This is a genomic window from Pseudomonas flexibilis (assembly GCF_000802425.1).
GTDB classification, from domain to species: Bacteria; Pseudomonadota; Gammaproteobacteria; order Pseudomonadales; family Pseudomonadaceae; genus Serpens; species Serpens flexibilis.
Map to the genome: position 1 here is coordinate 87,960 of NZ_JRUD01000016.1, position 25,601 is coordinate 113,560.

Genomic DNA, 25,601 nt, shown 5'->3' on the forward strand with positions numbered 1-25,601 from the left:
GATGAAACTGTCCCCGCTCAATCGACGTCGCTTCGAGCGCTTCAAGGCCAACAAGCGTGGCTGGTGGTCGCTGTGGCTGTTCCTTGCGCTGTTCGTGCTCAGCCTGGGCGCCGAACTGATCGCCAACCACAAGCCACTGATCGTCAGCTACGACGGACAGTGGTACTCCCCGGTGTTCAAGCGCTACCCGGAGACCACCTTTGGCGGCGAATTCCCGCTGGAGGCCAACTACAAGAGCCCTTATGTGCGCCAGCTCATCGAAGAGAAAGGCGGTTGGATGCTCTGGCCGCCGATTCCCTTCGATTACGCCAGCATCAACTACGATCTGGACATCCCGGCCCCCGCCCCGCCCTCCATCCAGAACTGGCTGGGCACCGATGACCAGGGCCGCGACGTGCTGGCGCGGATCATCTATGGCTTCCGCGTGTCGGTGCTGTTCGCCCTGACGTTGACCCTGCTCAGCTCGCTGATCGGCGTCATAGCCGGCGCCGTGCAGGGTTTCTACGGCGGCTGGGTGGACCTGGCCGGGCAGCGCTTCCTGGAGATCTGGTCGGGGTTGCCGGTGCTCTACCTGCTGATCATCCTGGCCAGCTTCGTGCAGCCGAACTTCTGGTGGCTGCTGGGCATCATGCTGCTGTTCTCCTGGATGAGCCTGGTGGACGTGGTGCGTGCCGAGTTCCTGCGCGGCCGCAACCTGGAGTACGTGCGCGCCGCCCGAGCGCTAGGCATGCAGAACGGCGCCATCATGTTCCGTCACATCCTGCCCAACGCCATGGTCTCCACCATGACCTTCATGCCGTTCATTTTGACCGGGGCCATCGGCACCCTGACCGCCCTGGATTTCCTCGGCTTCGGCCTCCCCGCCGGCTCTCCCTCGCTGGGCGAACTGGTGGCCCAGGCCAAATCCAACCTGCAGGCGCCCTGGCTGGGCATCGCCGCGTTCAGCGTGCTGGCGATCATGCTGAGCCTGCTGGTGTTCATCGGCGAAGCCGCCCGCGATGCCTTCGACCCGAGGAAGTGAGATGAGCGACAACCTGATCGAAATCCGCGACCTGGCCGTCGAGTTCGTCACCGGCGACCAGGCGCAGCGCGTGGTGGAAGGCGTCAGCTTCGACATCCGCAAGGGCGAGACCCTGGCGCTGGTGGGCGAAAGCGGCTCGGGCAAGTCCGTCACTGCGCATTCCATCCTGCGCCTGCTGCCCTACCCGCTGGCCCGCCATCCGGCCGGCAGCGTTCATTACCAGGGCCAGGACCTGCTGCAGGCGAACGAGAAGACCCTGCGCGGCATCCGCGGCAACCGCATCGCCATGGTCTTCCAGGAACCGATGACCTCGCTCAACCCCCTGCATACGGTGGAAAAGCAGATCAACGAAGTCCTGGGCCTGCACAAGGGGCTGAGCGGCAGCGCCGCCACCGCGCGCACCCTTGAACTGCTGGATCTGGTGGGCATTCCCGAGCCGGCCAAGCGCCTCAAGGCCTATCCCCATGAGCTGTCCGGCGGCCAGCGCCAGCGCGTGATGATTGCCATGGCCCTGGCCAACGAGCCAGAGCTGCTGATCGCCGACGAACCCACGACCGCGCTGGATGTCACCGTTCAGCTCAAGATCCTCGAACTTCTCCAGGACTTGCAGGCCCGTTTGGGCATGTCACTGCTGATCATCAGCCACGACCTCAACCTGGTGCGCAGAATCGCCCACCGCGTATGTGTCATGCAGCGCGGACGCATCGTCGAACAGGCGTCGTGTGAGGAATTGTTCCGCGCTCCGCAGCATCCCTATAGCCAGGAACTGCTCGGCGCAGAACCCAGCGGCGAGCCGGCGGACAACCCCGTCGGCCAGCCGATTCTGCAAGTGAACGACCTGCGTGTGTGGTTCCCCATCAGGAAGGGGCTGCTGCGGCGCACGGTCGATCATGTGAAGGCCGTGGACGGCATCGACTTCTCCCTGCTGCAAGGGCAAACCCTGGGCATCGTGGGGGAAAGCGGTTCCGGCAAGTCCACGCTGGGAATGGCCATCCTGCGCCTGATCAGCAGTCAGGGCGGCATCCGTTTCCAGGACCAGGCCCTGGAAGGCCTCAGCCAGCAGCAGGTGCGGCCCTTGCGCCGCCAGATGCAGGTGGTCTTCCAGGACCCTTACGGCAGTCTCAGCCCGCGCATGTCGGTGGGCGAGATCGTCGGCGAGGGGCTGCGCATTCACCGTCTCGGCAGCGCCGAGGAGCAGGAACAGGCCATCATCGACGCGCTCACGGAGGTAGGTCTGGACCCGGATGCCCGGCACCGCTATCCCCACGAGTTTTCCGGCGGGCAACGGCAGCGTATAGCCATTGCCCGGGCACTGGTGTTGAAGCCGGCGCTGATCCTGCTGGACGAGCCCACCTCGGCGCTCGACCGCACGGTACAGCGCCAGGTCGTCGAGCTGCTGCGCAACTTGCAGGCCCGGCACAACCTGACTTACCTGTTCATCAGCCATGATCTGGCGGTGGTCAGGGCCCTCTCTCATCACCTGCTGGTGATGAAACAGGGACAGGTCGTCGAGCAAGGCGAGGCGCGGCAGGTATTCGCCGACCCACAACACCCTTATACCCGGCAGTTGCTGGAAGCGGCCTTCATGGCCCCGGCAACGCCAACCAACCAAGCAAGAGGAATAGAACATGGGTTTTCTCGCCGGTAAGCGCGTACTGATCGTCGGTGTCGCCAGCAAGCTGTCGATTGCCTCGGGCATCGCCGAAGCCATGTACCGCGAAGGTGCAGAACTGGCTTTCACCTACCAGAACGACAAGCTCAAGGGCCGCGTGGAAGACTTCGCCGCCGGCTGGGGCTCCAGCGCCGACCTGTGCTTCCCCTGCGACGTCGCCAAGGACGAGGACATCGCCAAGGTCTTCGAAGAGCTGGCCAAGAAGTGGGACGGCCTGGACTGCATCGTCCACTCCGTCGGCTTCGCCCCCGGTGACCAGTTGGACGGCGACTTCACCGAAGTCACCACCCGCGAAGGCTTCAAGATCGCCCACGACATCAGCGCCTACAGCTTCGTCGCCCTGGCCAAGGCTGGCCGCCCGATGATGAAGGGCCGCAACGGCAGCCTGCTGACCCTCACCTACCTGGGCGCCGAGCGCACCATGCCCAACTACAACGTGATGGGCATGGCCAAGGCCAGCCTGGAAGCCGGCGTGCGCTACCTGGCCGGCAGCCTCGGCCCGGAAGGCACCCGCGTGAACGCCGTGTCCGCCGGCCCGATCCGTACCCTGGCCGCGTCCGGCATCAAGAGCTTCCGCAAGATGCTCGCCGCCAACGAGAAGCAGACCCCCCTGCGTCGCAACGTGACCATCGAGGAAGTCGGCAATGCCGCCGCCTTCCTGTGCTCGGACCTGGCGTCCGGCATCAGCGGCGAAATCATGTATGTCGACGGCGGTTTCAACACCACCGCCATGGGTGCCATCGAGGACTGATCCGGTCCGCGATACCCCCAAAGCCCGGGCCAATGCCCGGGCTTTTTCATTTCCGCGGGCGCGCCTGTTTCATCCCGAGACCAAACGTCGTAGCATGCTGGCCTTCGATTGATACCCCAAGGGGTATTGATGCGCATCAAGGACGAAGCGCCAAACCACCCCTAGCCTTCCCAGGCTTTTTTATCTTTTCATGAGGTAGTTCGCGCATGGCGCTCAAGACCATCAAAGCCAGCGGCCACATGCAGGCCGGCATGACCATCGACATCCAGTGTGGCAGCCACCACGTCATCATGGACCAGCCCAAGACCGCCGGCGGAGCAGACCTGGGCGCCAGCCCGCTGGAGGTGATGATCGCCACCGTGGCCGGCTGCTTCGGCAGTATCGGGCGCATCGTCGCCCATCAGCAGAAGCTCGCCATCAACGCCATGACATTCGAGGTGGAGGCCGACTACGACCCCAGCGGCCTGCTCGGCCGCGAGACCGACGCCCGGGTGGGCTTCCAGGAGATCCGCCTGAAGGTCGACATCGACGCGCCGGAACTGGATCAGGCGCGCAAGCAGGCCTTTCTGGAAGAAGTGGAACGCCGCTGCCCGGTGATGGAAACCCTGCTGAATGGCACCAAGGTAAGCACGGCGCTGGCGTGATGCACGTGGGGGTGGACAATGTTTTTGTCCACCATGCCACGGTGCCATGGCCCAACGGCGGCCGGAAGTGCGCCGACCACCCTACGGTTGCTAAGGTGTCGCGGGCCGGGCAAACGTAGGGTGGACAACGTTTTCCTTGTCCACCATGGCCATGGCGCCGTGGCCCAACAGCGGCCGGACATGCGCCGACCGCCCTAAAACTGCGGCGTAAACACAAAGGGCCACCGAAGTGGCCCTTTGTGATTTCAGCGCAACGCTCAGGCGCTCAGTTCCAGCAGCAGCTTGTTCAGGCGCTGCACGTAGCCGGCCGGGTCCTTCAGGCTGTCGCCGGCGGCGAGGGCGGCCTGGTCGAACAGGATGTGGCTGAGGTCGGCGAAGCGGTCTTCGTCGGCCTCGGCGTCCAGCTTCTCGATCAGCGGGTGCTGCGGATTGATCTCGAAGATCGGCTTGCTCTCCGGCACCTTCTGGCCGCTGGCCTCGAGGATCTGGCGCATCTGCAGACCCAGGTCCTGCTCGCCGATGGCGAGAATCGCCGGCGATTCCGTCAGACGGTGCGACACGCGCACCTCGGCGACCTCCGCCTCCAACACCTTCTTCAAGCGCTCGACCAGCTGTTCCTTGGTCTTGGCGACTTCTTCCTGGGCCTTCTTGTCCTCCTCGGTGTCCAGCTTGCCGAGGTCCAGGTCACCGCGCGCCACGTCGACGAACTGCTTGCCGTCGAACTCGGTCAGGTAGCTCATCAGCCACTCGTCGATGCGATCGGTGAGCAGCAGCACTTCCACGCCCTTCTTGCGGAACACTTCCAGGTGCGGGCTGTTCTTGACCTGGCCGTAGCTCTCGCCGGTGAGGAAATAGAGCTTGTCCTGACCTTCCTTCAGGCGACCCAGGTAGTCGGCAAGCGACACGGACTGTTCGCCGCTGGCGTCGTGGGTGGAGCTGAAACGCAGCAGGCCGGCGATCTTCTCCTTGTTGGCGAAGTCCTCGGCGGGGCCTTCCTTGAGCACCTGGCCAAACTGTTTCCAGAAGGTCTTGTAGTCCTCGGGCTTGTCCTTGGCGAGCTTTTCCAGCATGTCCAGGGCGCGCTTGGTCAGCGCCGACTTCATGGAGTCGATGACCGGGCCCGACTGCAGGATTTCGCGGGAAACGTTCAGGGACAGGTCATTGGAATCCACCACGCCCTTGATGAAGCGCAGGTACAGCGGCAGGAACTGGTCGGCCTGATCCATGATGAACACGCGCTGCACATAGAGTTTCAGGCCCTTGGGTGCTTCGCGGTGGTACAGGTCGAACGGCGCGCGGCCCGGCACGTAGAGCAGCGAGGTGTATTCCAGCTTGCCCTCGACCTTGTTGTGGCTCCAGGCCAGCGGGTCTTCGAAGTCGTGACCGACGTGCTTGTAGAACTCGGTGTATTCCTCGTCCTTGATCTCGCTGCGCGGCCGGGTCCACAGGGCGCTGGCGCGGTTGACGGTCTCCCACTCGGGTTCCGCCGGCTTGTCCTTCTCTTCCCCGTAATGCTCCTTCGGCAGTTCGATGGGCAGCGCCACGTGGTCGGAGTATTTCTTGATGATGTTGCGCAGGCGCCAGCCGTCGGCGAACTCTTCCTCACCGCTCTTCAGGTGCAACACGATGCGCGTGCCGCGCTCGGCCTTCTCCACGGTGGCCACTTCGAACTCGCCCTCGCCCTTCGACGACCAGTGCACGCCCTCGGCGGCCGGCAGGCCGGCGCGGCGGCTGAACACGTCCACCTTGTCGGCGACGATGAATGCGGAATAGAAGCCCACGCCGAACTGGCCGATCAGGCGGGAATCCTTCTTCTGGTCGCCGGTGAGATTCTTGAGGAATTCGGCGGTGCCGGACTTGGCGATGGTACCCAGGTGGGTAATGGCATCCTCACGGCTCAGGCCGATGCCGTTGTCTTCGACGGTGAGGGTCTTGGCGTCCTTGTCGAAGCTGACACGGATCTTCAGCTCGGCGCCGCCTTCGAGCAGCTCCGGCTTGGCCAGCGCCTCGAAACGCAGCTTGTCGGCGGCGTCGGAAGCGTTGGAGATCAGCTCGCGCAGGAAGATTTCCTTGTTGGAGTACAGGGAATGGATCATCAGGTGCAGCAGCTGCTTCACCTCGGTCTGGAAGCCCAGGGTTTCTTTTTGAGTTTCCACACTCATCGTCTTCAACTCTCCAGGTGTTGGGTACGGGCCGCTTGCGCGACGGGGTGTCCCAGCAGATGGGGGACGAGGCTCATGATTTCAAGGGCTTGGCGGCATCAGCCTCCTGATCGGACGCGCCGCGCGGCGGATAACGGTCGCCCGGCACGCCCCAGCCCATCTGTTCGTCCTTGAGCAGTAGCAAGGGCACGATCAGCGCCCGGTTGCCGATGCGCGCCTGGACACGCAGTTCCAGCGGCCGGCTGTTCCAGTCGATGTCCGGCAATTGCACCGCCTCAACGCGGTGCTGCGGAAAGCGGCGCTGCAGGTAGTCTTCGATGACGACCTGCAGGGTCTGCACCGAGTCGAAACGGGTATCCACCCGGCCTTCGCGGTAGCGCAACCGGTCGGTGAAGACTTCGATGGGGCCGGACACCCAGGTCCTGTGCGCACTCGGCAAGCCCAGGTGGAGGTTGCCCACCAGCCGGTTGGGCGCCTGGCGTTGCAACTGCAGATGCATGCTGTAGCCGCGCTCCAGGCGCAACGCCTCGGGTAACGGATTGCCGCCCAACTGGCGCACCAGCTCGATGGTCGGGACGTCATCGTCCTGCGGCAGGATGTCCAGCGTCAGTTGCGAACCGGAAAACTCGCCCAGGTGGATCACCAACTCGCGCCAGTCGAAGCTTGCCGAACCCTGACTCAGTCGCAACCGGCCATCGATGAACTCGCCTTCCACCGGCGCGAAAGGTTCGCCCCACAGGCGACCGCGCAGGCGGATGTCCGGCTGCCAGGGATTGCGCACGGGCTCCAGCCATTCCAGGTTCAGCAGGGCGCGCAAGCGATTGGGGTCCTGCTCCGCCAGTCCGAGCAGGCCGAAACCCAACGGCATGGCGGCAAGCAGCGCGCACAGCAGGGGCGCGCGCGCCTCCTTGCCATAGCGGAACAGGTACAGCAGGGTCAACGGCGGCAGCAGGCACAGCAATCCCCAGCCGGCCCCCCGCGCAAACGCGCGCAAGGCCAGCCAGAAGAAACTGCCAAGCAGCAGGAAGAAGCCGCCGAGAATCAGCAAGGCATCCATTGAATGTTCCTCGTCCGGCCAGAGCACCGGGCGCGGAACGGTCGATCAGGATTCGTCGACCTTGAAGTGCGCTCGGGCGGTGGCGATGGGTTCGGTTTGCGTGGTTTGCCAGGCGGTGATGGCCACGTTGGCCACTCGACGGCCCTGTCGCCACACCTGGCATTGAGCGAAGGTGTCACGATAGTGACCGGCCCTGAGGTAATCCACCGAGAAGTCGATGGTTTTCGGCAAATGCGCGCTGCCCATGAACATCAGCAGGTGCAGCAATGCGGCATGTTCCATGAATCCGGCGATCACCCCGCCGTGCAGCGCCGGCAGTACCGGGTTACCGATGTTGTCGGCCTGGGCCGGCAGGCGGAACACCATGTCATCCCCCAGACGCAGGCATTCGATGCCGATCAGCCGTGCATAGGGAACCAGATCGATCAGGGCGCTGTAGTCGTTGCGGGTATGCGCCTCGCTCAAGAGTGCGTTGAACGCCTGCCGGTTCATGCCTTGCCCTCCGGGAAACCGCTCTTGATGTGCGCGCCGGACCCCAGGCGCATGAAGGTGCCCACCGCGTGGGCGATCGGTTGCGCGGGATCATCCTGATAGGCCACGCCACGGGTGAAGATCACCGTCGGCGTCACCCGATAGCATTCGGCAAAGCCATAGACGTCCTTGTGCGGATCGGCCGGGTGCATGTAGTCGATGCGCAGGTCCAGGGTCGGGCAGACCTCGAAATCGGGCAGGAAACACACGGTGGAAATTCCGCAGGTGGTGTCCATCAGGGTGGTGATGGCGCCGCCATGGATACCGCCGGTTTCCGGATTGCCGACGATCTTCTCGCTGTATGGCAGGCGTAGCGTCAGGCCCTTTTTGTCGGCCGCTTCCACCTGCATGCCCAGCACCTGGCAGTGCCGCAGGGCAGAAAGGAAGCGTTCGGCGCGCTGCACGAGTGGATTCTTGTTCATGGTTATGGCTCGCAAGGTGCAGAACGGGCGGCATCAGGCCGCCCGGGTCAATGGAAATCGGGCTCGCGGGGCTCCTGTTGGGCTGAGGGGGCGGCAATCGGAGCGGGGGTATGGGTCAGCACCTTGAGTACCCGGGAGTGGAATTCGCGATGGTACAGAACCAGCACCACACCGGCGGTCACGACCATGAACACCCACGGATGGATGAACCAGGACAGCGCCGCCAGGCCAAAATAGTACGCCCGCAGGCCTAGGTTGAACTGGTTGCCGGCGCTCGACAGCAGCTTGGCGGCGCGCTTGGCGAAGATGTTGCGCTCCTGATCGCTGACGTTGCGTTCGGCCAGCAGCGGCGCCGAGCCCAGCAGCACGGCGGCAAAGTTGTACTGGCGCATGCACCAGCTGAACGTGAAGAAGGCGTAGACGAACACCATGGCCAGCAACAACAGCTTGAGCTCGGACATGCCCCGGCCGACCGGTTCGATGAAGGGCAGCTCGGCCAGCAGCGATACCGCACGGTCGGAAGCCCCCAGCGCAGTGACGATACCGGCCAGGATGATCAGCGTACTAGAGGCGAAGAACGAGGCATTGCGTTCCAGATTGCCGATCACGCTGGCATCGGCGATGCGGTTGTCGCGCTGCAGCATGCGCCGCATCCAGTCCTCGCGGTACAGGGCCATGACGCTGGCCAGGCACGGCGTGTCCCGGCCCTTCCAGATCGCGTAGCGCGTGTAGCCCAGCCAGCAGAAGACGAACCAGAGGGCTGCCACCAACTGGCGCAGATAATCGTCGGTCAAGGTCATAGGCACGTTCCCTTCAGAGCCGGGCGATTATACCCGGCTTGTCCTCTCCGCTAATGCCTTTACGCCACTACTGTCGAGCCGGCAGCAGGCGATCAATGACCACACTGATCAGCAGCACCACCAGCACGGGCAGTACCCAGCCCATGCTTTGCGCCGCCCAGGGCAAGGTGGTGAAGAACGGGGGCACCACATCCTTGAAGGCGCTGGCCAGCAGGCCGTCCGCCAGACCGAAGACCAGGGCGACCGCCATCACCGGGCGGAACACCCGGTGCGGCTCGCGCCACAGCCTGTCGGCCAGGCTCAGCAGTACCAGCACGATGGCCAGCGGATACAGGCCCACCAGCACCGGCACCGAGATGCGAATCAGCTGGTCGAGCCCCTGGTTGGCCACCAGCAGGCTGAACAGCGTGAAGCCCACGGCCACGTTGCGATAGGACGTGTGCAGCAGCTCGCCGAAGAATTCGCCGCAGGCGGTGAGCAGGCCCACCGCGGTGGTCAGACAGGCGAGGATGATCACCGCGGCCAGCAGCAGCAGGCCGGGAGTACCGAAGGTGTGCTGCACGTAGGCAGTGAGGATCTGCCCGCCATTGCTTGCTTCACCCGCCACGCTCTGGCTGGTGGCGCCCAGGTAGAACAGCGCCAGGTAGACCAGCGCCAGGCCAACCGCGGCGATGATCACCGCAATGATGGAATAGCGGGTCACCAGACTCGGACTGGTCACACCGCGATCGCGGATCGCGGTGGCGATCACGATGCCGAACACCAGCGCGCCCAGGGCGTCCATGGTCAGGTAGCCCTGCAGGAAGCCCTGCAACAGGGGCACATCGCGGTACTCCACGGCAGTGCCCCCCACCGGGCCGGCCGGCGCGAAGATCGCGGCGGCACCCAGCAACACCAGGGCCAGCAGCAGCACCGGGGTGATGATCTTGCCAACCCGGTCGATCAACCGTCCGGGGTTGAGCACCAGGAACAGCACCAGTCCGAAGAACACCAGGGAATAGATGAACAACGCCCAGTCACTGTTACCGGTGAAGGGCGCGACACCGATCTCGAACGACACCACCGCAGTACGCGGCGTGGCGAACAGCGGCCCGATGGACAGGTAGACGGCCACGGCCAGCACGGTACCGGCTACCTTGCCAAGTGGCCCGGTCAGGCTCGGCATACCACCACCGACCCGGGCCAGGGCCACGATGGTCAGCAGCGGCAGGCCGACTCCGGTGAGCAGGAAGCCCAGTGCCACGGGCCAGATATTGTCGCCCGAGGCCATGCCGGCGCTTGCGGGGAAGATGATGTTGCCGGCGCCGAGGAACAGCGCGAAGGTCATGAAACCAAGGGCAACCAGGTCGGAACCTTTCAGACGGGTCATGGGAAGTAACACCACTGCAAAAGAATGTTATGTCGTGGCTTCCCGGGGTAAGGGAAACTGGCTGCGGGCCAGAACGACGCTCTCTTTTGAAGAGGACGTTCAAAAAGATGCAAAGCCTAACGATTTACGGTCATTACTGCACCTTCTGATGGACATCCGGTGCCATGCGCAAACACAAAGGCCACCTTGCGGTGGCCTTTGCTTGCACGCCGGGGCTCAGGCCCGCTTGACCTGCCAGCCGGTGACTTCAGCCAGCGCCTTGCCGATATCGGCCAGGGAGCGCACGGTTTTCACGCCGGCGTCCTGCAGCGCGGCGAACTTCTCTTCCGCCGTGCCCTTGCCACCGGAAATGATCGCACCGGCATGGCCCATGCGCTTGCCAGGCGGCGCGGTCACGCCGGCGATGTAGGACACCACCGGCTTGGTGACGTTGGCCTTGATGAAGGCCGCCGCTTCCTCCTCGGCGCTGCCGCCGATCTCGCCGATCATCACGATGGCTTCGGTCTGCGGGTCTTCCTGGAACAACTTGAGGATGTCGACGAAGCTGGAACCGGGGATCGGGTCGCCGCCGATGCCCACGCAGGTGGACTGGCCGAAGCCGGCGTCGGTGGTCTGCTTCACCGCTTCATAGGTCAGGGTGCCGGAGCGGGACACGATGCCGACCTTGCCCGGCATATGGATATAGCCGGGTTGGATACCGATCTTGCACTCGCCGGGGGTGATCACGCCCGGGCAGTTCGGACCGATCAGACGCACGCCCAGCTCGTCGCACTTGATCTTCACTTCCAGCATGTCCAGGGTCGGAATGCCTTCGGTGATGCAGACGATCAGCTTGATGCCGCCGAACGCCGCTTCGAGGATGGAGTCCTTGCAGAACGGCGCCGGCACGTAGATAACGGAGGCATCCGCACCGGTGGCTTGCACGGCCTCGGCAACCGAGTTGAAGACCGGCAGGCCCAGGTGCGTGGTGCCGCCCTTGCCCGGCGTCACGCCGCCCACCATTTTCGTGCCGTATTCGATGGCCTGTTCGCTGTGGAACGTACCCTGCGAGCCGGTGAAGCCCTGGCAGATGACCTTGGTGTCCTTGTTGATCAGAATGCTCATTGGTTGCTCTCCGCAGCCTTGACCACCTGCTGGGCGGCCTCGGTCAGACTGGTTGCCGGGATGATGTTCAGGCCGCTTTCGGCCAGCATCTTGGCGCCGAGCTGGGCATTGTTGCCCTCCAGGCGCACCACCACGGGTACCTTGACGCCGACTTCACGCACGGCGCCCATGATGCCCTCGGCAATCATGTCGCAGCGCACGATGCCGCCGAAGATGTTCACCAGCACGGCCTTCACGTTGCTGTCGGAGAGAATGATCTTGAACGCTTCGGTCACGCGTTCCTTGGTCGCGCCGCCGCCCACGTCGAGGAAGTTGGCCGGCTTGCCACCGTGCAGATTGATGATGTCCATGGTGCCCATGGCCAGGCCCGCGCCGTTAACCATGCAACCAATGTTGCCATCGAGGGCCACGTAATTGAGCTCCCAGCGTGCCGCGTGGGCCTCGCGGGGATCATCCTGGGACGGGTCATGCATGGCGCGCAGCTTGGACTGGCGATACAGCGCGTTGCCGTCGATGTTCACCTTGGCATCCAGGCAATGCAGGTTGCCGTCCTTCTTGATGACCAGCGGATTGACTTCGAGCAGGGCCAGGTCGTAGTCCTTGAACAGGCGCGCCAGGCCCATGAAGATGTGGGTGAATTGCTTGATCTGCTCACCCTGCAGGCCCAGCTGGAACGCCAGGCTGCGGCCCTGGTAGGGCTGCGGGCCCACCAACGGGTCGATGGTGGCCTTGAGAATCTTCTCGGGGGTATCGTGGGCGACCTTCTCGATCTCCACACCACCCTCGGTGGACGCCATGAAGACGATGCGTCGACTTGAACGATCGACCACGGCGCCGAGATACAGCTCCTTGTCGATGTCGGTGCAGGCCTCGACCAGGATCTTGCTGACCGGTTGGCCATTGGCATCGGTCTGGTACGTCACCAGGCGCTTGCCCAGCCAGTGGGTTGCGAACTCCCGCGCCTCCTCCGGATTGCGAACCAGCTTTACACCGCCGGCCTTTCCTCGCCCGCCGGCATGCACCTGGGCCTTGACGACCCATGCATCGCCACCGATCTCCTTGCAGGCTTCTGCGGCCTGTTGCGGGGTGTCTACAGCATGGCCGATGGAGACGGGCAGGCCGTATTCAGCGAAGAGCTGCTTACCCTGATACTCGTGAAGATTCATGCTTCTCTACCGTTTCTAGTTTTTGCTATTGGCAATAGGCGTGTCCTCACGGACACGCCTCCTATACGGCAGGTGAGCCCTCCCCCCTCGCAAAAGTTCAAGCCACCTGCCGGGCTCCCTTAGCGCTTCTTGCGGTTGGCAACGTGGATGGCATGACCATTCACAGCCAAGGCCGCTTCATGAAGCGATTCGGACAGCGTCGGGTGCGCGAACACCATCATGCCCAGGTCCTCGGCACTGGTGCCGAATTCCATGGCGATGGCGCCCTGCTGAACCAGCTCGGCAGCGCTCGGGCCCACGACGTGGACGCCCAGCACGCGATCGGTTTTGGCATCGGCAATGACCTTGACGAAACCGGCGGTTTCGTTGGCAGCCATGGCGCGACCGCTGGCGGCGAACGGGGCAACACCCACGTTGATCTCCACGCCTTCGGCCTTCAGGGACTGCTCGGTCTTGCCGACCCATGCGATTTCCGGATGGGTGTAGATGACGCCCGGGATCAGGTCGTAGTTCATCTGGGTCTTGTGACCGGCGATGCGCTCGGCAACCATCACGCCCTCTTCAGAGGCCTTGTGGGCCAGCATGGCGCCGCGCACCACGTCGCCGATGGCGTAGACGCCCGGAACGCTGGTGGCACAGAAGTCATCGACGAAGATGAAGCCGCGCTCGTCCATGGTCACGCCGCTGTCGGCGGCCAGCAGGTTGGTGGTCACCGGACGGCGGCCGACCGCTACGATCAGCTTGTCGAAGGTCAGCTGCTGTTCGCCATTGGCATCGCTGAAGGTGACGACCACTTGCTCGCCCTTGACCTCGGTGCCGGTGACGCGCGCGCCCAGACGGATGTCCAGACCCTGCTTGGTGAGAATCTTCTGGGCTTCCTTGGCGATCTGCTCGTCGGCGGCGGCCAGGAACTTGTCCATGGCTTCCAGCACGGTGACCTGGCTGCCCAGACGGGCCCAGACCGAACCCAGCTCGAGACCGATCACGCCGGCGCCGATGACGCCCAGCTTGCCGGGAACGTTCTGGAAGTCCAGGGCGCCGGTGGAGTCGACGATGACCTTCTGATCGACCGGAGCCGGCGGAATCTCGACCGGCTTGGAACCGGAGGCCAGGATCACGTTCTCGGCGGCCAGCACTTCAACGCTGCCGTCGGTTTTGGTGACTTCCACCTGCTTGCCGGCCAGCAGCTTGCCGTGGCCTTCGAACACGGTCACGCCATTGGCCTTCATCAGCGCGGAGACACCGCCGGTGAGGTTTTTGACGATCTGGTCCTTGCGGCCGACCATGGTCGGCACGTCCATCTTCACGTCACCGGTGCTGATGCCGTGCAGCTTGAAGCTCTCGTGGGCTTCATGGAACTTGTAGGAGCTGTCCAGCAGCGCCTTGGAGGGGATGCAGCCGACGTTCAGGCAGGTGCCGCCCAGGGCCAGCTTGCCGTCCTTGCCGGTGTACTTCTCGATGATGGCGGTCTTCTTGCCCAGTTGGGCCGCGCGGATGGCAGCGACATAGCCGCCGGGGCCGGCACCGATCACCACGACGTCGAATTTCTGGCTCATAGGGTTTCCTCTTCGAAAATTGCGAAGTCCACAAACGGCAGAGCCCGGACATGCCGGGTTCTGCCTGACGCGAATCACACGTCGATCAGATGTCCAGCAGCAGGCGCGCCGGGTCTTCCAGCAGATCCTTGAGGGTGACCAGGAAGGTGACCGCTTCCTTGCCATCCAGCAGGCGGTGGTCGTAGGACAGCGCCAGGTACATCATCGGCAGAATCACCACCTGGCCGTTCACGGCCATCGGGCGCTCCTGGATCTTGTGCATGCCGAGGATGGCGGACTGCGGCGGGTTGACGATCGGGCTGGAGAGCAGCGAACCGAACACACCACCGTTGGAGATGGTGAAGGTGCCACCGGTCATTTCCTCGATGGTCAGCTTGCCTTCCTTCGCCTTGCGGCCGTAGGCAGCGATGCCGCCTTCGATTTCCGCCAGGCTCATGAACTCGGCGTTGCGCAGCACCGGTACCACCAGGCCACGGTCGCTGGACACGGCCACGCCGATGTCCTGGTAGCCGTGGTAGACGATGTCGTTACCGTCGATGGAAGCATTGACCACCGGCTGGCGCTTCAGCGCCTCGACAGCCGCCTTGACGAAGAAGGACATGAAGCCCAGACGCACGCCATTGTGCTTCTTCTCGAACAGGTCCTTGTACTTGGCGCGCAGGTCCATGATCGGCTTCATGTTGACTTCGTTGTAGGTCGTCAGCATTGCCATGGAGGACTGGGCCTCGACCAGACGCTGAGCAACCTTGGCGCGCAGACGGGTCATCGGCACGCGCTTCTCGACGCGGTCGCCGGCAGCGAAGACCGGAGCGTCGGCAGCCGGAGCGGCAGTCTTGGCAGCCGGAGCGGCGGCCGGCTTGCCGGAAGCGGCAGCAACGGCGTCTTCCTTGGTCACGCGACCACCCTTGCCGGTGCCTTCGATGCTATTGCGGTCGACGCCGGCTTCGTCGGCGATCTTGCGGGCGGCCGGAGACAGGATCTTGTCTTCGGCAGCAGCGGCCGGAGCGGCGGCGGCTGCCGGGGCAGCAGCAGCGGCCGGAGCCGGAGCGGCGGCCACGGCGCCAGCGTTCAGGGTGCCCAGCACTTCGCCGGAGAGAACGGTCTCGCCCTCGCCCTTGATGATTTCACCGACCACGCCATCGGCTTCGGCCAGCACTTCCATAACAACCTTGTCGGTTTCGATGTCGACGATCAGTTCGTCGCGCTTTACGGCTTCGCCCGGCTTCTTGTGCCAGGTGGCAACGGTGCCGTCGGCAACCGATTCCGGGAAGGCGGGGGCTTTGATCTCAATAGCCATGTGATGAATTCCTGTCTTTCCGATACTACGTTCGAGAACGTGGGTTAGATATTGAAGGCGTCATGCAGCAGTTTTTCCTGCTGCTCGGCATGCATCGACGGGTAGCCGCAGGCCGGAGAAGCGGAGGCCTCGCGGCCGGCGTACTCCAGGAACAGGCCCTTCTGATGCGCGCTGGCGACACGACGCATGTGGTGCTGCGAGCAGTACCAGGCGCCCTGGTTCATCGGTTCTTCCTGACACCAGATCACCTTCTTGAGGTTCTTGTAGGGCGCGATGATCTCGGCCAGATCCTCTTCCGGGAACGGGTACAGCTGCTCGATGCGCACGATGATGGTGTCGTCGCGGCCTTCGTTGCGGCGCTTGGTCAGCAGGTCGTAATAGACCTTGCCCGAACACATGATCAGGCGCTCGACCTTGGCCGGATCGACGGCGTCCACTTCCGGGATCACGGTCTGGAAGGAGCCTTCGGCCAGATCTTCCAGGGTCGAGATGGCCAGCGGGTGGCGCAGCAGCGACTTGGGCGTCAGGGCAATCAGCGGCTTGCGCAGCGGGCGAACCACCTGGCGACGCAGCATGTGGTAGACCTGTGCCGGGGTGGTCGGCACGCAGACCTGGATGTTGTGCTCGGCGCACAGCTGCAGGTAACGCTCCAGACGCGCGGAGCTGTGCTCCGGACCCTGGCCTTCATAACCGTGCGGCAGCAGGACGGTCAGACCGCACAGGCGGCCCCACTTGGTCTCGCCGCTGGAAATGAACTGGTCGAACACTACCTGGGCACCGTTGGCGAAGTCGCCGAACTGGGCTTCCCAGATCACCAGCGCGTTGGGCGTGGTGGTGGCATAGCCGTATTCGAAGGCCAGGACAGCTTCCTCCGACAGGAAGGAGTCGTACAGGTCGAAACGCGGCTGACCCTCGAACAGGTTCTTCAGCGGGATGTAAGTGGTTGCGTCCTTCTGGCTGTGCAGCGCGGCATGGCGATGCGAGAAGGTGCCGCGGCCGACGTCCTGGCCGGTCATGCGCACCGGGTGGCCGTCATGCAGCAGCGTGGCGTAGGCCAGGGTTTCCGCATAGCCCCAGTTGATCGGCATGGCGCCGGCGGTCATCTTCTGGCGGTCTTCGTAGACCTTGCCAACCTGGCGCTGTACCACGAAGCCTTCCGGAATGCGGGTCAGGCCAGCGGCAATCTCGCGCAGCTTGTCCAGCGGTACACGGGTATCGTGGCGAGCGGTCCAGGCATGGCCCAGGTAGGGAGTCCAGTCCACGAACAGGTCGGGGTTCGGCTCCTTGACCAGGCTCTTCACCACGTGCTGGCCATTGTCCAGGGCGGTGCGGTACTCGTCGATCTTGGCCTGCACGTCTTCGTTGGTTTGTGCACCGGCCTTGATCAGGGCATCGGCATACAGCTCACGGGTGGTGCGCTGCTTGGCAATCTGCTGGTACATCAGCGGCTGGGTGCCGCTCGGCTCGTCGGCCTCGTTGTGGCCACGACGGCGATAGCAGACCAGGTCGAGCACCACGTCACGCTTGAACTGCATGCGGTAGTCGACGGCCAGCTGGGTGACGAACAGGACGGCTTCCGGATCATCGCCGTTCACGTGCAGGATCGGCGCCTCGATCATCTTGGCCACGTCGGTAGCGTACTCGGTGGAGCGCGCATCCTGCGGGTTGCTGGTGGTGAAGCCGACCTGGTTGTTGATGACGATGTGGATGGTACCGCCAGTCTTGAAGCCGCGGATCTGCGACATCTGGAAGGTTTCCATCACCACGCCCTGGCCGGCGAAGGCCGCGTCACCGTGGATGGAGACCGGGAGAACCTTGTCGCCATTCGGATCGAGACGACGGTCCTGGCGGGCACGCACGGAGCCCTCGACCACCGGGGAGACGATTTCCAGGTGCGACGGGTTGAAGGCCATGGCCAGGTGCAGTTCGCCACCCGGGGTGGTGACGTTGGACGAGAAGCCCTGATGGTACTTCACGTCGCCGGAGGACAGACCCTCGACTTTCTTGCCTTCGAACTCGTCGAACAGGTCGCGCGGGTTCTTGCCGAAGGTGTTCACCAGCATGTTCAGACGGCCGCGGTGGGCCATGCCGATGACGATTTCCTTCATGCCGTAGGAGCCGGAACGCTGGATGATCTCGTCGACCATCGGGATCAGGCTTTCGCCGCCTTCCAGGCCGAAGCGCTTGGTGCCCGGGTACTTGGTGCCCAGGTACTTCTCCAGGCCTTCGGCTGCAGTCAGGCGCTCCAACAGATGAGCCTGCGCATCACGCGAGTAGGTGGGGCGACCACGCACGCTCTCCAGACGCTGGGCGAACCACTTGCGCTGCTCGGAGTCAGTGATGTGGTTGAACTCGGCGCCGATGGTGCGGCAATAGGTATCTTGCAGGGACTGGACAATCTCGCGCAGAGTTGCCGCTTCCTTGCCAATGAACAGCTCGCCCGTCTGGAAGGTGGTATCCAGATCGGCGTCGGTCAGCCCGTAGTTCTGAATGGTGAGATCGGCCGGCACCTGGCGCTGCCACAGACCCAGCGGGTCGAGCTTGGCGGCCTGATGGCCACGGGCGCGGAAGGCCTGGATCAGGCGCAATACCTGGACTTGCTTCTTCTCGTACTCGCTGCTCACGCTGGCGGCAGAAGCTGGCTGCGCGCGGCGCTGGTTCTTGGCAAGCAGGACGAAGTGATCGCGAATGGGCGAATGCGGAACGTCAGTCGTGTTGCCGCCATCGTTAGGCAGCTTCTGGAAATAGGTGCGCCACTCTTCGGGCACAGCGTTGGGGTCGTGCAGATAGAGCTCATACAGCTCCTCGACATAGGCAGCGTTACCACCGGAAAGGTGGGCACTGTTCCACATGCGCTGCATTACGCTTTCTTGCATGCTTGGTCACCCTCGATAAGGGAACACCATCGGCGTGGAAACCGCAGCACGGCGTGCCTGAGCAACTGGTTAAGCCACTACGGGACCCCGCAGATAGACCGGGTTTTTACCGGATGCCCCTGATAGCCATCATTTACTTTTCAGGAAGGGTCCAGTGCTTTGTGAGCTCCGGACCCGCTTAAAACTACGCTGCCGGGGTTAGCCGACAGCGTAGAGGTACAGCCTGGGTACGATCCCGAGGGATCAGGTACCGCTTTGCAGCAGCATGTTACGGATGTGACCGATGGCCTTGGTCGGGTTCAGACCCTTGGGACATACGTTCACGCAGTTCATGATGCCGCGGCAACGGAAGACGCTGAACGGGTCATCCATGGCCGCCAGACGCTGTTCGGTCATCGTGTCACGGCTATCGGCCAGGAAACGATAGGCCTGCAGCAGCGCGGCCGGGCCCAGGAACTTGTCCGGGTTCCACCAGAAGGACGGGCAGCTGGTCGAGCAGCACGCGCACAGAATGCATTCGTACAAGCCATCCAGCTTCTCGCGGTCTTCCGGGCTCTGCAGACGTTCGATGGCCGGAGCCGGCGTGTTGTTCTGCAGGTACGGCTGCACCTTCTCGTATTGCTTGTAGAAGATGCTCATATCGACGGCCAGGTCACGGATGACCGGCAGACCCGGCAGCGGGCGGATCACCAGCTTGCCGTTCTTCACCACGCTGGACAGCGGGGTGATACAGGCCAGGCCGTTCTTGCCGCTGATGTTCATGCCGTCGGAACCGCAAACGCCTTCACGGCAGGAGCGACGGTAGGAAAAACCTTCGTCCTGTTCCTTGATCAGCGCCAGCACGTCCAGGACCATCAGATCCTTGCCGTCGATCTCGACGTTGAAGTCCTGCATGTAGGGAGACGCATCGCGCTCCGGGTTGTAGCGGTAAACGCTTACTTGCAAAGTCTTGGGCAGAGACATTCACATCACCCTTAGTAAGTACGTACTTTCGGCTCGAACGCCGGCACAGTCTTCGGTGCGAAGTTGACGGCGCGCTTGGCGACGCGTTTTTCGCCCGGGAAGTACAGGGTATGGCACAGCCAGTTCTGGTCGTCGCGCTCTTCGTAGTCTTCGCGGGCGTGGGCACCACGGGACTCGGTACGGGTATCGGCAGCGATGGCGGTTGCTTCAGCCACTTCGAGCAGGTTCTGCAGCTCGAGCGCTTCGATGCGCGCAGTGTTGAAGGCCTGGCTCTTGTCGTTGATCTTGACGGTGGCGATGCGCTCGCGCAGCTCGGCCAGCTGGGCGATGCCCTTCTTCATGTATTCGCCGGTACGGAATACACCGAAGTAGTTCTGCATGCAGCTCTGCAGCTCGCGCTTGAGCGGGGCCACTTCCTCACCGGAGGTACGCTCATTGACGCCGGCCAGACGCTTCAGGGAAGCCTCGATGTCGGTCTCGCTGGCGCTGCGCGCCTCGACACCTTCCTTCAGCGCCTTCTCCAGGTGCAGACCAGCGGCACGACCGAACACCACCAGGTCGAGCAGCGAGTTGCCGCCCAGTCGGTTGGCACCGTGTACGGATACGCACGCCACTTCACCCACAGCGAACAGGCCTTCGACGATCTTGTCGTTGCCGTTGGCGTCCTGGGTGATGGCCTGGCCATGAATGTTGGTGGCAATGCCGCCCATCATGTAGTGGCAGGTCGGGATAACCGGAATCGGCGCAACAACCGGGTCGACATGCGCGAAGGTCTTGGACAGTTCGCAGATACCCGGCAGGCGGCTGTGCAGCACGTCCTCGCCCAGGTGGTCCAGCTTCAGCAGCACGTGATCCTTGTTCGGACCAACACCGTTGCCGGCGATGACTTCCTTGACCATGGAACGGGCGACCACGTCGCGACCTGCCAGGTCCTTGGCGTTCGGAGCATAACGCTCCATGAAGCGCTCGCCGTGGGCGTTGATCAGGTAGCCACCCTCGCCACGGCAACCTTCGGTCACCAGCACGCCGGCACCGGCGATACCGGTCGGGTGGAACTGCCACATTTCGATGTCCTGGACCGGCACACCAGCACGCAGGGCCATGCCCACGCCGTCGCCGGTGTTGATCAGGGCGTTGGTGGTGGACGCATAGATGCGGCCGGCGCCACCAGTAGCCAGGACCACGGCCTTGGAGCGGATGTAGACGGTTTCGCCAGTCTCGATGCAGATGGCGATGATGCCGACGATGGCGCCGTCCTGGTTCTTCACCAGGTCCACGGCGTACCACTCGTTCAGGAACGAGGTACCGTTCTTCAGGTTGGCCTGGTACAGGGTGTGCAGCAGGGCGTGACCGGTACGGTCAGCCGCGGCACAGGTACGAGCTGCCTGACCACCCTTGCCGAAGTCCTTGGACTGGCCGCCGAACGGGCGCTGGTAGATGCGCCCCTGCTCGGTGCGGGAGAACGGCAGACCCATGTGCTCGAGCTCGAACACGGCCTCCGGCCCCACGGAACACATGTACTCGATCGCGTCCTGGTCACCGATGTAGTCGGAGCCCTTGACGGTGTCGTACATGTGCCAGCGCCAATCGTCGTTCGGGTCGGCCGAAGCGATGGCGCAGGTGATGCCGCCCTGGGCGGACACGGTGTGCGAACGGGTCGGGAAGACCTTGGTCACCACGGCAGTCTTGTGACCACCCTGGGCCAGTTGCAGCGCGGCGCGCATGCCGGCGCCACCGCCACCGACGATGATGGCGTCGAAGGAAAGAGTGCGAATGCTAGACATGGATCAGATACCCCACAGAATCTGCACGCCCCAGACGAACAGCACAAACTGCAGCACGCCGCAGGCCGCCTGGAAGAAGAAGCGCAACACGGTTGCCCAACGACCGAAAGCCATCGGCGTCAGGTAGTCAGTCGAGATGGTCCACATGCCGACCCAGGCATGCACCACCGTCGCCAGCAGCGCCAGCAGACTGAAGATGCGCATCGCATTGTGGGAGAACAGACCATGCCAGTCGGCGTAGGTCAGGCCTGGATTGAGCAGCACGAAGCCGAGCAGAAAAATGAAATACGCAGCCAGCACGACCGCGGAGACGCGCTGAGCCATCCAGTCATAGAGGCCGGAGCGCGAAAAGTTAGTGACGTTGGTTACCATACCCACACCCCAGCCAGGACAATCAATACTACGGCAACGGCAATGACGATCTTCGAGCCGAGCTTGCCGCCCTCCAGCGTCTCACCGACGCCGGCATCCATGAACAGGTGGCGAATCCCGGCCACCAGGTGGTACAGCAGAGCGGACAGCAGACCCCAGATCACCAGCTTTGCCAGCGGACTGGCCAGGCACGCCTTCAGCTCTTCGAAGCTCTCCTCGGACGCCAGGGACATATCGAGCCCGTAAAGGAGCACGACGAGCCCGAGGAACAGGATCACGCCGGAGATGCGGTGAAGGATGGACGTGTAAGCGGTGACAGGGAGCTTGATAGTCCTAAGGTCTAGGTTTACTGGTCGTTGGCTATTCACGGCTTCTTTTCACACTTTGAGCCCCAGGAAGCAGGGCGTTGTTGTTGGGAAGTGCACTGGTCAGGTACCCACCCACATGGAGTGCAACCGCCAAAACACAGGCGCTATGCCCATGACGGCCGGCTACGGAGTATAGACAGTTAGCCCACTAATGACAACGCGACGCGCCGCCACTAAAGGCGAATGGCTAGCCCCAAAAGAATGCCGTAAAAAGTCCACCCTGCCCCCATGAAAGACGCCGGAACCCCTTCATTTTTCAGGGGTTACGCAAATTGACATTCAAGTTTATCGCTCTATAGTGATGCCGGCCCTGCATGGGGGGCTGCTGATGATTCCAAGCATAACCAGGAGGCCACTCATGGCTGACAAAAAAGCGCAGTTGATCATCGAGGGCGCCGCCCCCGTAGAACTGCCCGTCCTAAGCGGTACCATCGGGCCCGACGTCATCGACGTCCGCAGCCTGACAGCCACGGGCAAATTCACTTTCGATCCCGGTTTCATGTCCACCGCTTCCTGCGAGTCGAAGATCACCTATATCGACGGCGACAAGGGCGTCCTGCTGCACCGCGGCTATCCGATCGAACAACTGGCGGAAAAGTCCGATTACCTGGAAACCGCCTACCTGCTGCTCAACGGCGAGCTGCCGAATGCCGAGCAGAAGGCCAAATTCGTCAACACCATCAAGAACCACACCATCGTTCACGAGCAGCTGAAGTCCTTCCTGAACGGCTTCCGTCGCGACGCTCACCCGATGGCCGTGATGTGCGGCATCGTTGGCGCCCTGTCGGCGTTCTACCACGACTCGCTGGACATCAACAATCCGCAGCACCGCGAGATTTCCGCACACCGCCTGATCGCCAAGATGCCGACCATCGCGGCCATGGCGTACAAGTATTCGATCGGCCAGCCGATCATGTATCCGCGTAACGACCTGAACTACGCGGAAAACTTCCTGCACATGATGTTCAACACCCCGGCCGAGATCAAACCGATCAGCCCGGTGCTGGCCAAGGCCATGGACCGCATCTTCATCCTGCATGCGGACCACGAGCAGAACGCCTCGACTTCCACCGTTCGTCTGGCTGGCTCCACGGGCGCCAACCCGTTCGCCTGTATCGCTGCCGGCATCGCTGCCCTGTGGGGACCGGCCCACGGCGGCGCCAACGAAGCCGTGCTGACCATGCTGGACGAGATTGGCGACGTTTCGAACATCGACAAGTTCCTGGCCAAGGCCAAGGACAAGAACGATCCGTTCAAGCTGATGGGCTTCGGCCACCGCGTGTACAAGAACTTCGACCCGCGCGCCAAGGTCATGAAGCAGACCTGCGACGAGGTTCTGGGCGAGCTGGGTATCAATGACCCGCAGCTGGAACTGGCGATGAAGCTGGAAGAGATTGCGCTGAAGGACCCCTACTTCGCCGAGCGCAACCTGTACCCGAACGTGGACTTCTACTCCGGCATCATCCTGAAGGCCATCGGCATTCCGACCAGCATGTTCACAGTGATCTTCGCCATGTCCCGTACCGTGGGCTGGATCTCGCACTGGAAGGAAATGATCGAAAGCGGCCAGAAGATCGGTCGCCCGCGCCAGCTCTACACTGGCCACGAGCGTCGCGACTTCGCTCCGCTGAACCAGCGCGGCTGATCGCTCGGACGCCAAAAGAAAAGGCTGCCCATGGGCAGCCTTTTCTGTTTTCGGCACCCCACCCTTTAACGAGCGCTTTCCGCCAGACTGCGCAACCCGTTGAGCGTGTTGAACGGGGCATCGATCACGAAACTATTGGCAAGCCAGGAGGGCACGCTGCCACCCGGCTCGCTATACAGCTGATACGTCACCTTCACCAGCCCACCGTCCAACGGCTCCAAACGCCAGTAACCCTCGACACGGGTCACACGCACATAGCCCTTTTCTTCCGGGAGCATGTCTGGCACGCCTTTTAGATGGCGCACCAGAGTACCGCCCTCCTCCTCGGTGGTCACCTCGATCACGGAATCACGCGGGGTAACCGGCCAGGGCGTGCTGAAATAGGTGTGCGTCCAGGCTTTGCTGCCTTCCCGCCGGATCATTTGCTGCGCCTTGCATTGATGGATCCACGCACAGGAACCCTGAACGTCTTCCTGCAGTGCACGAATCCGGGCCATGCTTGCCCGAATGACCGTCTCGCCTCGATAGGCCTTGTAGGCAGAACCAGGCACCGCAGCCAGGTAGACCCTGATCCCCTGCTCGTCCTTCACCAGCTCCCAATCCTGAGCGCTCACCGCGCCACCGAACAACACCAGGGACAACCCCAGCATCAGGGGCCTGCACGTAGACACGAGCATGATTTCTCTCCTTTTCGTTGTGGGGGGCTCAGGCAGTGGACTGCTCCAGCCAGCCCAGAAGCTGAATCGCCTGCTCGGCGGTTTCCCCGCAGAATGCCTCGTCAGCCTCGAAGGCCGAACACACGCGTGGCCGCTCCGGCTTTCCGAACAGCGCGCAGAGGCCTGCCTCGCTCAGGTGAATACATCGCTCACCGGCCTTCTTGCCACGCGGCATGCCGGGAATGAACGAGCTGATGGAGGGGGCTATGCAGCAAGCGCCGCAACCTGCACGGCATTTCATGACGATGACTACTCGACACTCGAACAGAGGGGGCCGCGATTTTACTGCCAGCCCATCCGTTGTCACAGGCATTGCATCCAGCCGATCAGCCCCACCCTTGGTCGATTTGCCGACCGGGACCGACACCGCCATACTCCGGCCAGCCCGATGGAGGACGTATGCGACATTGGCTGGTTATCGACCTGGAAGCCACCACGGATGAAGGTGGCTGGCCACTGCGAGACATGGAGATCATCGAGATCGGCGCCACCCTCGCCACCAGCGTGGGCCACGAAGTCGCCCATTTCCAGCGCTATGTCCGACCGCTGCGGCGCCCCTGCCTGACGAGCTTCTGCAAGGACCTCACGCATATCGGCCAGCAGCAGATCGACAGCGCCCGGACCCTCGCGCAACTCTGGCCGGCCTTCGAAAGCTGGCTGCTGGCCCAAGGCTCCCGCCTGGCTGGCTGGGCCAGTTGGGGCGACTACGACCGCCGCCAGCTCGAGCAGGAATGGCAGGCGCAAGGCCTGCAAAGCCGCCTTCAGCAGTTTCCCCACCTGAACCTCAAGCAGTCCTTCGCCAGCAGTCGACAGCTGACCCGCCCGGTCGGCCTGAACATGGCCCTGATGCTGGCCGGCATGCATTTCCAGGGCCGCCAGCACCGCGCCCTGGAAGACGCACGCAACGCCGCACGCCTGCTACCCCTGGCCCTGCCGCATTAAACACGGGAACCCGGTGACGCCGATCGGACGCTTCGGCATACTGGCGCGCCCTTTTTTCCGTATAGGAAACGCCCCATGTTCAAGGTCAACGAATACTTCGACGGCAAGGTCAAATCCATCGCCTTCGAACAGGCCGAATGCCCTGCCACCGTCGGCGTGATGGCACCCGGCGAGTACGAGTTTGGCACCAGCCAGAAGGAAATCATGAAGGTCGTGGCCGGCGCCCTCACTGTGCGCCTGCCAGGCAGTGAAGCCTGGGAAACCTTCGAGGCCGGCAGCCAGTTCAGCGTACCGGCCAACAGCAAGTTCCAGCTAAAGGTCGCCGTGGATACCGCCTACCTCTGCGAGTACTACTAAAGTCTCGTGGGCGGGCGGTATCCCGT

At 63.1% G+C, this 25,601-nt stretch carries 24 protein-coding genes; 7 read left to right on the forward strand and 17 right to left on the reverse strand.

The genetic code is table 11. From position 1 onward, the window contains the following. Position 1 precedes the first annotated feature (1 nt). The 4 genes from SF06_RS11465 (at position 2) to SF06_RS11480 (ending at position 4,088) form a co-directional block, all read left to right on the forward strand. Entirely contained in the window at positions 2 to 1,021 is a 1,020-nt protein-coding gene (locus SF06_RS11465) for an ABC transporter permease (RefSeq protein WP_039561501.1), read from the forward strand. A 1-nt stretch (position 1,022) separates the two neighbouring features. Beyond that, entirely contained in the window at positions 1,023 to 2,669 is a 1,647-nt protein-coding gene (locus SF06_RS11470) for an ABC transporter ATP-binding protein (RefSeq protein WP_039561506.1), read from the forward strand. Further along, a complete protein-coding gene (fabI, locus tag SF06_RS11475) occupies positions 2,650 to 3,444 on the forward strand; it encodes an enoyl-ACP reductase FabI (RefSeq protein ID WP_027590078.1) in 795 nt (264 codons plus the stop codon). The genes SF06_RS11470 and fabI overlap by 20 nt, the downstream gene beginning before the upstream one ends. A gap of 206 nt (positions 3,445 to 3,650) precedes the next feature. Continuing rightward, complete coding sequence (locus SF06_RS11480) at positions 3,651 to 4,088, forward strand: OsmC family protein (protein WP_027590079.1); 438 nt, start codon at positions 3,651 to 3,653, stop codon at positions 4,086 to 4,088. Between the two features lie 257 nt (positions 4,089 to 4,345). Here SF06_RS11480 and htpG read toward each other — a convergent pair whose 3' ends face one another. The 15 genes from htpG to sdhC form a co-directional block, all read right to left on the reverse strand. Beyond that, entirely contained in the window at positions 4,346 to 6,250 is a 1,905-nt protein-coding gene (gene htpG, locus SF06_RS11485) for a molecular chaperone HtpG (RefSeq protein WP_027590080.1), read from the reverse strand. 73 nt (positions 6,251 to 6,323) lie between these two features. After that, positions 6,324 to 7,307 carry a hypothetical protein gene (locus SF06_RS11490; RefSeq protein WP_052199802.1) on the reverse strand — a complete coding sequence of 328 codons (984 nt, stop codon included), beginning with the start codon at positions 7,305 to 7,307 and terminating at the stop codon, positions 6,324 to 6,326. Positions 7,308 to 7,352: 45 nt separating this feature from the next. After that, positions 7,353 to 7,799 (reverse strand): PaaI family thioesterase, encoded by a 447-nt coding sequence (locus SF06_RS11495; protein WP_027590081.1) that lies wholly within the window; start codon positions 7,797 to 7,799, stop codon positions 7,353 to 7,355. Next, a complete protein-coding gene (locus SF06_RS11500) occupies positions 7,796 to 8,260 on the reverse strand; it encodes a PaaI family thioesterase (RefSeq protein ID WP_027590082.1) in 465 nt (154 codons plus the stop codon). The genes SF06_RS11495 and SF06_RS11500 overlap by 4 nt, the downstream gene beginning before the upstream one ends. A gap of 47 nt (positions 8,261 to 8,307) precedes the next feature. Continuing rightward, entirely contained in the window at positions 8,308 to 9,060 is a 753-nt protein-coding gene (locus tag SF06_RS11505) for a DUF599 domain-containing protein (RefSeq protein WP_027590083.1), read from the reverse strand. Between the two features lie 67 nt (positions 9,061 to 9,127). Then, a complete protein-coding gene (gene brnQ / locus SF06_RS11510; protein WP_027590084.1) occupies positions 9,128 to 10,429 on the reverse strand; it encodes a branched-chain amino acid transport system II carrier protein in 1,302 nt (433 codons plus the stop codon). A 216-nt stretch (positions 10,430 to 10,645) separates the two neighbouring features. Continuing rightward, complete coding sequence (gene sucD, locus SF06_RS11515) at positions 10,646 to 11,533, reverse strand: succinate--CoA ligase subunit alpha (RefSeq protein WP_027590085.1); 888 nt, start codon at positions 11,531 to 11,533, stop codon at positions 10,646 to 10,648. Further along, the gene (sucC, locus tag SF06_RS11520) at positions 11,530 to 12,699 is read right to left on the reverse strand and encodes an ADP-forming succinate--CoA ligase subunit beta (RefSeq protein ID WP_027590086.1); all 1,170 of its coding nucleotides are present in this window, start codon (positions 12,697 to 12,699) and stop codon (positions 11,530 to 11,532) included. The genes sucD and sucC overlap by 4 nt, the downstream gene beginning before the upstream one ends. 119 nt (positions 12,700 to 12,818) lie before the next feature. After that, positions 12,819 to 14,255 (reverse strand): dihydrolipoyl dehydrogenase, encoded by a 1,437-nt coding sequence (lpdA, locus tag SF06_RS11525; protein WP_027590087.1) that lies wholly within the window; start codon positions 14,253 to 14,255, stop codon positions 12,819 to 12,821. Positions 14,256 to 14,340: 85 nt separating this feature from the next. Further along, positions 14,341 to 15,552: a 2-oxoglutarate dehydrogenase complex dihydrolipoyllysine-residue succinyltransferase gene (gene odhB, locus SF06_RS11530; protein WP_027590088.1), complete on the reverse strand. Its 1,212-nt coding sequence runs from the start codon at positions 15,550 to 15,552 to the stop codon at positions 14,341 to 14,343. A gap of 44 nt (positions 15,553 to 15,596) precedes the next feature. Then, entirely contained in the window at positions 15,597 to 18,428 is a 2,832-nt protein-coding gene (locus tag SF06_RS11535) for a 2-oxoglutarate dehydrogenase E1 component (protein ID WP_039561508.1), read from the reverse strand. A gap of 243 nt (positions 18,429 to 18,671) precedes the next feature. Then, positions 18,672 to 19,391, reverse strand: coding sequence for a succinate dehydrogenase iron-sulfur subunit (locus SF06_RS11540; RefSeq protein ID WP_037008717.1), 720 nt, complete (start codon positions 19,389 to 19,391; stop codon positions 18,672 to 18,674). Positions 19,392 to 19,402: 11 nt separating this feature from the next. Next, positions 19,403 to 21,175: a succinate dehydrogenase flavoprotein subunit gene (gene sdhA / locus SF06_RS11545; protein WP_027590091.1), complete on the reverse strand. Its 1,773-nt coding sequence runs from the start codon at positions 21,173 to 21,175 to the stop codon at positions 19,403 to 19,405. 3 nt (positions 21,176 to 21,178) lie between these two features. Beyond that, positions 21,179 to 21,547: a succinate dehydrogenase, hydrophobic membrane anchor protein gene (gene sdhD / locus SF06_RS11550; protein ID WP_027590092.1), complete on the reverse strand. Its 369-nt coding sequence runs from the start codon at positions 21,545 to 21,547 to the stop codon at positions 21,179 to 21,181. Beyond that, on the reverse strand, positions 21,541 to 21,915 hold the full coding sequence (gene sdhC / locus SF06_RS11555) for a succinate dehydrogenase, cytochrome b556 subunit (RefSeq protein WP_027590093.1): 375 nt from the start codon (positions 21,913 to 21,915) through the stop codon (positions 21,541 to 21,543). The genes sdhD and sdhC overlap by 7 nt, the downstream gene beginning before the upstream one ends. Before the next feature lie 358 nt (positions 21,916 to 22,273). Here sdhC and gltA point away from each other — a divergent pair, with 358 nt between their 5' ends. Next, positions 22,274 to 23,560, forward strand: coding sequence for a citrate synthase (gene gltA / locus SF06_RS11560; protein WP_027590094.1), 1,287 nt, complete (start codon positions 22,274 to 22,276; stop codon positions 23,558 to 23,560). 65 nt (positions 23,561 to 23,625) lie between these two features. Here gltA and SF06_RS11565 read toward each other — a convergent pair whose 3' ends face one another. Next, on the reverse strand, positions 23,626 to 24,237 hold the full coding sequence (locus SF06_RS11565; protein ID WP_051587387.1) for an START domain-containing protein: 612 nt from the start codon (positions 24,235 to 24,237) through the stop codon (positions 23,626 to 23,628). A 28-nt stretch (positions 24,238 to 24,265) separates the two neighbouring features. Further along, positions 24,266 to 24,517, reverse strand: coding sequence for a YkgJ family cysteine cluster protein (locus SF06_RS11570; protein ID WP_027590096.1), 252 nt, complete (start codon positions 24,515 to 24,517; stop codon positions 24,266 to 24,268). 158 nt (positions 24,518 to 24,675) lie between these two features. On the opposite strand from SF06_RS11570, the gene SF06_RS11575 reads away from it, so the two are divergent. Then, the gene (locus tag SF06_RS11575) at positions 24,676 to 25,218 is read left to right on the forward strand and encodes a 3'-5' exonuclease (RefSeq protein ID WP_039561511.1); all 543 of its coding nucleotides are present in this window, start codon (positions 24,676 to 24,678) and stop codon (positions 25,216 to 25,218) included. A gap of 75 nt (positions 25,219 to 25,293) precedes the next feature. Continuing rightward, a complete protein-coding gene (gene ppnP / locus SF06_RS11580) occupies positions 25,294 to 25,575 on the forward strand; it encodes a pyrimidine/purine nucleoside phosphorylase (RefSeq protein ID WP_027590098.1) in 282 nt (93 codons plus the stop codon). Positions 25,576 to 25,601: the final 26 nt, after the last annotated feature.